Source organism: Lysobacter zhanggongensis (assembly GCF_046638635.1).
GTDB lineage: Bacteria > Pseudomonadota > Gammaproteobacteria > Xanthomonadales > Xanthomonadaceae > Novilysobacter > Novilysobacter luteus.
Genome location: NZ_JBJXHK010000079.1, coordinates 1 through 8705 on the forward strand (window position 1 = coordinate 1; position 8705 = coordinate 8705).

8 protein-coding genes and 1 pseudogene are annotated in these 8705 nt (G+C 70.7%); 7 read left to right on the plus strand and 2 right to left on the minus strand.

The window, feature by feature from the left end; translation table 11 throughout:
* Nucleotides 1-2654: glycerol-3-phosphate 1-O-acyltransferase PlsB (gene plsB, locus ACKVMH_RS11215; protein WP_412700348.1), on the plus strand; the 2654-nt coding region annotated here is incomplete at its 5' end.
* Between the two features lie 229 nt (nt 2655-2883).
* Entirely contained in the window at nt 2884-3999 is a 1116-nt protein-coding gene (gene cfa / locus ACKVMH_RS11220; RefSeq protein ID WP_412700354.1) for a cyclopropane fatty acyl phospholipid synthase, read from the plus strand.
* A gap of 271 nt (nt 4000-4270) precedes the next feature.
* Here cfa and ACKVMH_RS11225 read toward each other — a convergent pair whose 3' ends face one another.
* Nucleotides 4271-4480: a YdcH family protein gene (locus ACKVMH_RS11225; protein WP_215219165.1), complete on the minus strand. Its 210-nt coding sequence runs from the start codon at nt 4478-4480 to the stop codon at nt 4271-4273.
* Between the two features lie 155 nt (nt 4481-4635).
* On the opposite strand from ACKVMH_RS11225, the gene ttcA reads away from it, so the two are divergent.
* From ttcA to ACKVMH_RS11250, 5 genes and pseudogenes are all read left to right on the plus strand, one after another.
* Nucleotides 4636-5505, plus strand: a complete 870-nt coding sequence (ttcA, locus tag ACKVMH_RS11230) for a tRNA 2-thiocytidine(32) synthetase TtcA (RefSeq protein WP_412700349.1) — start codon at nt 4636-4638, stop codon at nt 5503-5505.
* An 85-nt stretch (nt 5506-5590) separates the two neighbouring features.
* Nucleotides 5591-6493, plus strand: a complete 903-nt coding sequence (locus ACKVMH_RS11235; RefSeq protein WP_412700350.1) for a recombination-associated protein RdgC — start codon at nt 5591-5593, stop codon at nt 6491-6493.
* 76 nt (nt 6494-6569) lie between these two features.
* Entirely contained in the window at nt 6570-7040 is a 471-nt protein-coding gene (locus tag ACKVMH_RS11240; RefSeq protein WP_412700351.1) for a YgjP-like metallopeptidase domain-containing protein, read from the plus strand.
* Nucleotides 7010-7528, plus strand: a pseudogene (locus ACKVMH_RS11245) (M48 family metallopeptidase); the annotation flags it as partial. The gene ACKVMH_RS11240 and the pseudogene ACKVMH_RS11245, both read left to right, overlap by 31 nt.
* 114 nt (nt 7529-7642) lie before the next feature.
* Nucleotides 7643-8173: a hypothetical protein gene (locus tag ACKVMH_RS11250; RefSeq protein WP_412700352.1), complete on the plus strand. Its 531-nt coding sequence runs from the start codon at nt 7643-7645 to the stop codon at nt 8171-8173.
* Between the two features lie 15 nt (nt 8174-8188).
* On the opposite strand, the gene ACKVMH_RS11255 is transcribed toward ACKVMH_RS11250, so the two are convergent.
* Nucleotides 8189-8705, minus strand: a 517-nt coding sequence (locus ACKVMH_RS11255) for an alpha/beta fold hydrolase (protein WP_412700353.1), incomplete at its 5' end; no start/stop codon positions are given.

Below are 8705 nucleotides of genomic sequence, written 5' to 3' on the forward strand. Positions count from 1 at the left end.
TCGAGCCCGGCTCCACGCTCGGTGGCATGCCCGGCCGCACCGCGCCGCCTGCCACCCAGGACGAGCTGCCGATGCCGCCGCCGGTGGCCGAACCACGCACGCCCCTCGTGCGCCGTTCGTCCGATGCCCAGCGCCGCCCATTGTGGTCGCGCCTGCTGGGCCGGGTGATGGAGCCGTGGGTGTCGCTGACGATCGAGCCTGCCGACCCGGTCAACCACGCCCCGGAGCTCGAGGGCCGGCCGGTCTGTTACGTGCTGGAGGACTACGGCCTGTCCAACGCGCTGATCCTCGACCGGGCCTGCCGCGAGACCGGCCTGCCCTCGCCGCTGCAGCCGCTGCCGGGTGATCCGATCGGACGCAAGCGGGCCTACGTGGCGCTGTCGCGCCGCAACGTCAGTGCGCTGGCGCCACTGCAGCAGTCGCTGGGCAGCGCGCCGCCGTCGGCCAAGACCCACTCCGGCTCGCTCGCCCGGTTGCTCGAAGCGCACCGCGAGGACCCGGCGCTGGACGTCCAGCTGGTCCCCGTGTCGATCTTCGTCGGCCGCGCGCCGGACAAGCAGAGCGGCTGGTTCAGCGTGCTGTTCTCGGAGAACTGGGCGCTGGTCGGGCGTTTCCGCCGGCTGCTCGCGATCGCCCTCAACGGCCGCGACACCACCGTGCGCTTCGCCCCCCCGGTCAACCTGCGCTCGATCATCGCCGAGGACCTGCCGCCCGAGCGCACCGTCCGCAAGCTCTCGCGCGTGCTGCGCACTCATTTCCGGCTGATCCGTGCTGCGGTGATCGGCCCCGACCTGTCGACCCGGCGGCTGCTGGTCGACCGCGTGCTCACCGCCCCGCCGGTGAAGGATGCGATCGCCGACCAGGCCCGGCGCGACAACTCCAGCCCGGCCGAGGCCTGGAAGAAGGCCCACGGCTACGCCTACGAGATCGCCGCCGACTACTCGCATCCGGTCGTGCGGTCGGCCAGCTTCCTGCTGACCTTCGTCTGGAACCGGATCTACCGCGGCGTGCTCGTCCATCACCTGGACAAGCTCAAGCAGGCCGCGCCGGGCCACGAGGTGGTCTACGTGCCGTGCCACCGCAGCCACATGGACTACCTGCTGCTGAGCTACCTGCTCTACACCAAGGGCATCGTGCCGCCGCACATCTTCGCCGGCATCAACCTCAACCTGCCGGTCATCGGCACCGTGCTGCGCAAGGGCGGCGCGTTCTTCGCCCGCCGCAGCTTCCGCGGCAACGCGCTGTATTCGGCGGTGTTCCGCGAGTACATGGCGCAGCTGGTCGCGGGTGGCTACTCGATCGAGTACTTCATCGAGGGCGGACGCTCGCGCACCGGCCGGCTGCTGCCGCCCAAGGGCGGCACCCTGGCGATGACCGTGCGCGCCTACCTGCGCCAGCCGACCCGGCCGGTGCTGTTCCAGCCCATCTACATCGGCTACGAGAAGCTGATGGAGGGCAACAGCTACCTCGACGAGCTGACCGGCAAGCCGAAGGAAAAGGAGTCGATCTGGCAGCTGCTCACCGGCATCCCCAAGGTGCTGCGCAGCAACTACGGCCAAGTGGTGGTCAACTTCGGCGAGCCGATCCGGCTGGGCGAGGTGCTGGCCGAGCATGCGACCGGGTGGGACGGCAGCGCGGTGTCGGACGACGACAAGCCGATCTGGCTGTCCAACACGGTCGATGCGCTGGCCGACCGGATCCAGGTCAACGTCAACCGCGCCGCCGACGTGAACCCGATCAACCTGCTGGCGCTGGCGCTGCTGTCCACGCCCAAGCACGCGATGGGCGAGTCCGACCTGCTCGCGCAGATCGCGCTGTCCAAGACCCTGCTGGCCGAGCTGCCTTACTCGGACCGGGTCACCGTCACCCCGCACGCGCCGGCCGAGATCGTCGCCCACGGCGAGGAGATCAACGTGCTGACGCGCACCGTCCACCCGCTCGGCGACGTGCTGCACGTCGGCGGCGACAAGGCGGTGCTGCTGAGCTACTTCCGCAACAACGTGCTGCACCTGTTCACGGCGGCGGCCTGGGTGGCCTGCTGCTTCCAGAACAACCGGCGGATGGCGCAGGACAGCGTGCTCCGGCTCGGCCGCAGCGTGTACCCGTTCCTGCAGTCCGAGCTGTTCCTGCCGTGGAGCGACGACGAGTTCGTCGGCCGGCTCACCGGCACGATCGACGTGTTCGTCCGCGAGGGCCTGCTGGAGCGGGTCAACGACGAGGACGGCGGCATCCTCGCGCGCAACACCGGTCAGAGCGACGAGGTGTTCCGCCTGCGCGCGATCGGCCACTCGCTGCAACAGGCGTTCGAGCGCTACTACATCGCGATTTCGGTGCTGGCCAAGAACGGCGCCGGCACGCTGTCGGCCGGCGAGCTCGAGAGCCTGTGCCAGCTCGCCGCGCAGCGCCTGAGCCTGCTGTACGCGCCGGCCGCGCCGGAGTTCTTCGACAAGACCCTGTTCCGCGGCTTCATCCAGAAGCTGCGCCAGCTCAAGCTGGTCTGGGTCGACGAGAACGGCAAGTTGGCATTCGACCAGCGGCTGGAGGCCTGGGCGCGCGACGCCAAGTTCATCCTCGGCCGCGAACTGCGCCACAGCATCGAGAAGGTCAGCCCGGAGGCGGCGCGGCCCGACAGCGAGGCGATGCCGGCCGACTGACGGCGCGGCAGCGGCTGCAGCGCTCCAACGGCGGCGTTACGATGGCCCCGGCGCGACCGGAGTCGTCGCGGGCCGGCCGCCATCGCCCTGCCGCGGGTTTCCGCGGGCGTGTGCCGCGACCCAGCACGAGGAATCGCGCATGGTGCCGCCGCCCGACACCGCCGTCTCCGACGACGTCACGGACACGCCCGACCCCACCGAAACGACCGCGACCGACGCCATCGCACGCCTGGACAGTGCCCCGCAGCAGCTGGTCGCCGGCCTGCTCGGCCGGGCCGACATCCGCATCGACGGCGACCGCCCGTGGGACATGCGGCTGCACGATCCCGGCGCGCTGGAGCGGGCGCTGGCGGAGGGCAACCTCGGGCTCGGCGAGGCGTACATGGCCGGGGCCTGGGACTGCGAGCGGCTCGACGCGTTCTTCGACCACCTGCTGCGCGCCCACATCGACCGCGAGGTGCAGCCGGCGCGGCTGGCGTGGCATGCCCTGCAGGTCCGCCTGTTCAACCGGCAGAACCGCACCCGCGCCTGGCAGGTTGGCCGCGCCCACTACGACCTCGGCAACGACTTCTACGAGGCCATGCTCGACCCGTTGATGGCCTACTCCTGCGGCTACTGGCGCGATGCCGACACGCTGGCGGCGGCGCAGGAGGCCAAGCTCGAACTGATCTGCCGAAAGCTGCGGCTGCAACCGGGGATGCGGGTGCTCGACATCGGCTGTGGGTGGGGCAGCTTCATGGGCTACGCGGCGCGCCACCACGGCGTCGAAGGCGTCGGCGTGACGGTTTCCAGGGAGCAGGCGGAGTGGGCACGCGAGCGTTACGCCGGGCTGCCGCTGACGTTCCGGCTGCAGGACTACCGCGAGCTGGATGACCGCTTCGACGCGATCGTCAGCGTCGGCATGTTCGAACACGTCGGGCGCAAGAACCACCGCCAGTACATGGAGGTCGCCGCGCGCTGCCTGGCCGACGACGGGCTCTTCCTGCTGCACACGATCGGCAAGAACCGGCGCGACGCGGTGCCCGACCGCTGGATCGACAAGCACATCTTCCCCAATGGCGAGACACCCTCGATCGGTCAGATCGGCGACGCGATCGATGGCGTGTTCGTCTGCGAAGACCTGCACAACTTCGGCGCCGACTACGACCGCACGCTGATGGCCTGGCACGACAACTTCGAGGCGGCCTGGCCGCGCTTCGCCGAGCGGCTGGGCGAGACGTTCCGGCGCAAGTGGCGCTACTACCTGCTGTCGTGCGCCGGCGCCTTCCGCGCGCGCGAACTGCAGCTGTGGCAATGGGTGTTGTCGAAGGACGGCGTGCGCGGCGGCTACCGCCGGCCGCAATAGCGCCACCGTCCTACCCGTACCGCCGCCCTTGCGCGACCGCCCGCGCAGCCTCCGCCCGTAGGAGCGACGTAAGTCGCGACCTGTACATCGGTCGGGAAGGTGTTGAAAACCGGCTACCGCATTGGCGGAGGAAGCCGCTCCGTGGAGCTGGCCCGCTGCCCGCCAACGACGCTTCGGCCGGGTTCGGCGGGTCGCGACTTACGTCGCTCCTACCATGCCTCAGGGTCGCGACTGACGTCGCTCCTACCGTGGCATCCGGGAGACTGCAGGCTTATGCCGGCTCGTCGGGGATCAGCGCGCTTTCCAGCCGGGCGATCGCGTCCTTGAGTTGCAGCTTGCGGCGCTTCAGGCGCTTGAGGGCGAGGTCGTCGTGGCCGGCGAGGGTCGACAGGCCGCTGATCGCGACGTCGAGGTCGCGGTGCTCCAGCCGCAGCGCGGCCAGGCGTCGGGCAATCTCGGCGGGATCATCGCTTTCGGTCATGGCGGCCAGCTTAGCGCGCCGCCGTTCCCGTGCGCGGTGGCGCCCCGCGGCCAGTCGTCGGGCCGCACGTGCCGGGAACCCGCTGGATTGGCCCACTCCCGCCGCGACCGTCGGCCCGGTCCGTGCGACGGACGCCCGGTAGAATCGTCCACCTGATGAACACCCCCTTGCCCCTGCTTGACCCGACGCCCACCGGCGCCGCCGACACCCTGCCGCTGGCCGAGCCGGTCCCGCGCGCCGGCGAGCTGGAGCGCCTGGGCAAGCGCCTGCGGCACCAGGTCGGCCAGGCGATCGCCGACTTCGGAATGATCGAGGACGGCGACCGGGTGATGGTCTGCCTGTCCGGCGGCAAGGACAGCTACACGATGCTGGACGTGCTGCTGCAGCTGCAGAAGAAGGCGCCGGTGTCGTTCTCGATCACCGCGGTCAACCTCGACCAGAAGCAGCCCGACTTCCCCGCGCACGTGCTGCCGGGCTACCTCGAATCGATCGGGGTCGACTACCGGATCCTCGAGCAGGACACCTACTCGGTGGTCACCCGCGTCGTCCCGGAGGGCAAGACGATGTGCTCGCTGTGCTCGCGGCTGCGGCGTGGCGCGCTGTACACCTTCGCCGCCGAGCACGGGTTCACGAAGATCGCCCTGGGCCACCACCGCGATGACCTGGTGGCGACCTTCTTCCTCAACCTGTTCTTCCATGCCAAGGTCTCGGGCATGCCGCCAAAGCTGCTCAGCGACGACGGCCGGCATGTAGTGATCCGGCCGCTCGCGTACGTCGCCGAAGCCGACATCGGCCGCTACGCGCGGCTGAAGGATTTCCCGATCATCCCGTGCAACCTGTGCGGTTCGCAGGAGAACCTGCAGCGCAAGCAGGTGCAGCGGATGATGGCCGACTGGGAGCGCGAGACCCCGGGGCGGATCGAAACCATCGCCCGCGCGCTGGGCGACATCCGGCCGTCCCAGCTCAGCGACCCGAAGCTGTTCGATTTCCTCGGCCTGGCACCCCGTCCCGCCACCGCCGACTGACCCCTGCCGCCCGCCCCGCCTCCGCGCCGCTCCGTGGCGCGGCGCGTGCGGCGCGCCTCCGGACGCACCTCCAACTGGATTCCGCATGTTCTTCCGCAACCTGACCTTCTTCCGCTTCCCCTCCACCACCAAGCTCGACGATCTCGACGCCGGCCTGGACCAGTGCCAGCTCAAGCCGGTCGGTCCGCTGGAACTGTCCAGCCGCGGCTTCGTATCGCCGTACGGGCGTGACGCGGAGGTCCTGGCCGGGCGCCAGGGGGATGCCATCTGGATCACCATTGGCGGCGAAGACCGGCTGCTGCCGGGCGCGGTGGTCAACGAGATGCTTGCCCGCAAGCTCGACGAAATCGAGCAGAAGGAAGGCCGCCGCCCGGGCGGGCGTACCCGCAAGCGGCTCAAGGACGAGTTGATCACCGACCTGATGCCGCGCGCGTTCATCAAGCCCAGCCGCACCGATGCCCTGCTCGACACCGGCCACGGCGTGATCGCGATCGACAGTTCCAGCCGCAAGTCGGCCGAGAACGTCTGCAGCGAGGTGCGGCGCGCGCTCGGCAGCTTCCCGGCGCTGCCACTCAACGCCGAGATCGCGCCGCGCTCGATCCTGACCGGCTGGGTCGCCGGCGAGCCGCTGCCCGAGGGGCTGTCGATCGGCGACGAATGCGAGCTGCGCGACCCGGTCGACCAGGGCGCGGTGGTCAAGGTGCAGCGCATGGACCTGCACAGCGACGAGATCGCCCGCCACCTGGAAACCGGCAAGCAGGTCACCCGGCTGGCGCTGAGCCTGGACGACCATGTCTCGTTCGTGCTCGGCGACGACCTGGTGGTGCGCAAGTTCAAGCTGCTCGACGGCGCGGTCGACGAGCTCGACAACAACAACGCCGATGACGCGCGCGCCGAGCTGGATGCGCGTTTCGCGCTGATGAGCGCCGAGGTCAAGCGGCTGTTCGCCGTGCTGGAATCGGCGATGAAGCTGAGCAAGGCGGACTAGCCCGGCCGGCATCCGTCCGCGGGTCGGCGTGCCGATCCCGCGGGACAGGACCCAGCGGTTCGTCCACCATCCCCCCATGCCCAACCCGTTCCGCCTGCTGGCCGCCAAACCGCGCACGATCGAGCGCGACGCGTTCACGCTGGCACTGGCCGACGGCCGGACGATCGAGGTTGAGCGCGTGCGCGACCCACGCGCGCGGCGGATCAAGCTGACGGTCGACGACCGGGGCGCGCGGCTCACCCTGCCCGCGCGGGCCAGCGCCGCGACCGCCGAGCGCTTCGCGATCGCGCACCGCGACTGGCTCGCTTCCCAACTCAACCGCCACGTGCCGGTCGACCTGCCGCGGCTGCAGCCGTTCGACACGTCGGTGCTGCCGTTGCGTGGCCAGGACCAGCCGCTGACATGGGTGGCCGGGCGCTACACCGGCGTGCAACCTGCAGGCGATGGCGCGGGCTGGCGGTTCACCGTCTCCNGCCGGTCGACCTGCCGCGGCTGCAGCCGTTCGACACGTCGGTGCTGCCGTTGCGTGGCCAGGACCAGCCGCTGACATGGGTGGCCGGGCGCTACACCGGCGTGCAACCTGCAGGCGATGGCGCGGGCTGGCGGTTCACCGTCTCCGCACGGGCCGGCGCACCGGCACTGGCCCGCGCGCTCCATGACTTCTACGAGGCGCAGGCACGCGCCGACGTCGGCCACTGGCTGCCGCGCTACCTCGACCGGTTGCAGGTCGACGGCCGGCCACGCGCGCCACGCCGGTTCCGGTTCAAGCCGATGCGTTCGCAATGGGGGTCGCTCGCGCCCGACGGAACAGTCGCGCTGGACCTGGCACTGGTGCTCGCACGCCCGTCGGCATTCGAGTACGTGCTGGTCCACGAGCTGTGCCACCTGCTGCACCACGACCACTCGCCGGCCTTCTGGGCCGCGGTCGAGGCGCGTTTCCCGGCCTGGCGCGACGAGCGCACGTACTTCCGGACGGAAGGTACCCGGCTGAAAGCCGGCCTGCGCGCGCTGTTGGCGCCGTCACCCGCGTCCTGACGCATGCGCAGACACATCTCCTGACCCGCGTCCTGGGCTACAGGTGTCCCCGGCGGCCGCGCGTTCGCGTTGGCTGCAATGCCGGCCCGTGCCGGCGACACCTTTAGGCCCGCGATGTCCACCACAGCAAAGCCGATCCCTGTCCTGCGTCCGCTGATCGCCGTTGCGCTGGCCGCTACCGTGCTGGCGACGCTGGCCGGTTGCGGCAAGTCGATGGAAGACGCCGCCACCGAAGCCGCGGTCCGCGCCGCCAGCGACGGCAAGCTGGAGGTCGAGCGCGACGGCGACCGGATGACCTTCACCGGCGAGGACGGCAGCAAGGCCACCGTCAGCCATGGCGACGACCTCGACCTGCCGGCCGGCTTCCCCGACGACGTCTGGCGTCCCGCGGACTACCGGGTGCGCAGCGTGGTCGACGCCGACGGCATGTGGATGATCGGCATGAGCAGCGACAGCCCGGTCGACGCGCTCCGCCGCGATGCCGGTGAGCGGATGGCCGCGCAGGGCTGGAAGCAGGTCATGGCGATGGAGCACGAGAACGGCGCGATGCTGGCCTGGGAAAAGGACGAACGCCACGCGGCGCTGTCGTTCGGGCGGGAGGGCGACACTTCGATGATCAGCGTGCAGCTGCGCGAAGCTCCCTAGCGGTACCGCGCACGCTCAATGCCGCGGCCCGGCGAAGTGCCCGCCGATCGCCGCGGTGACCGCTTCGGGCTGTTCCATGTGCAGGTGGTGTCCGCCGTCAAGCACGACCAGCTCGCCGTGGCGCAGGCAGGCAAAGCGCGCGCGCCGCAGTGCTTCGGGGAAGTACGGCTGGGCCGGGTTGGCATAGACCACGCGGGTCGGGCACTCGATCGCGGTGAGCAGGTCGCGGACCTGGTCCTCGCTCATGCGGATCGCGGTCGGCCGGGTCAGGCGCGGGTCGCTGCGCCAGGTGTAGCCACCCTGGGACCCGTCGAAGCGCGCCGGGGCGACGCCGCGCTCCACCAGCAGGCGCGCGGCCGCCACCTCGATCCCGCCACTGGCCACGCGTGTCTCCACCGCGGTGGCGATGTCGGGAAACACCCGCAACGACCGGCGCGTCGCGCGCGGCTCGCTGAAGGCGCGGTGCAGCCGCAGGGCGCTGCGGTCGATGTCCTCGGCCAGCGCGCCGAGTGCCTCGATCGCGACCAGCCGT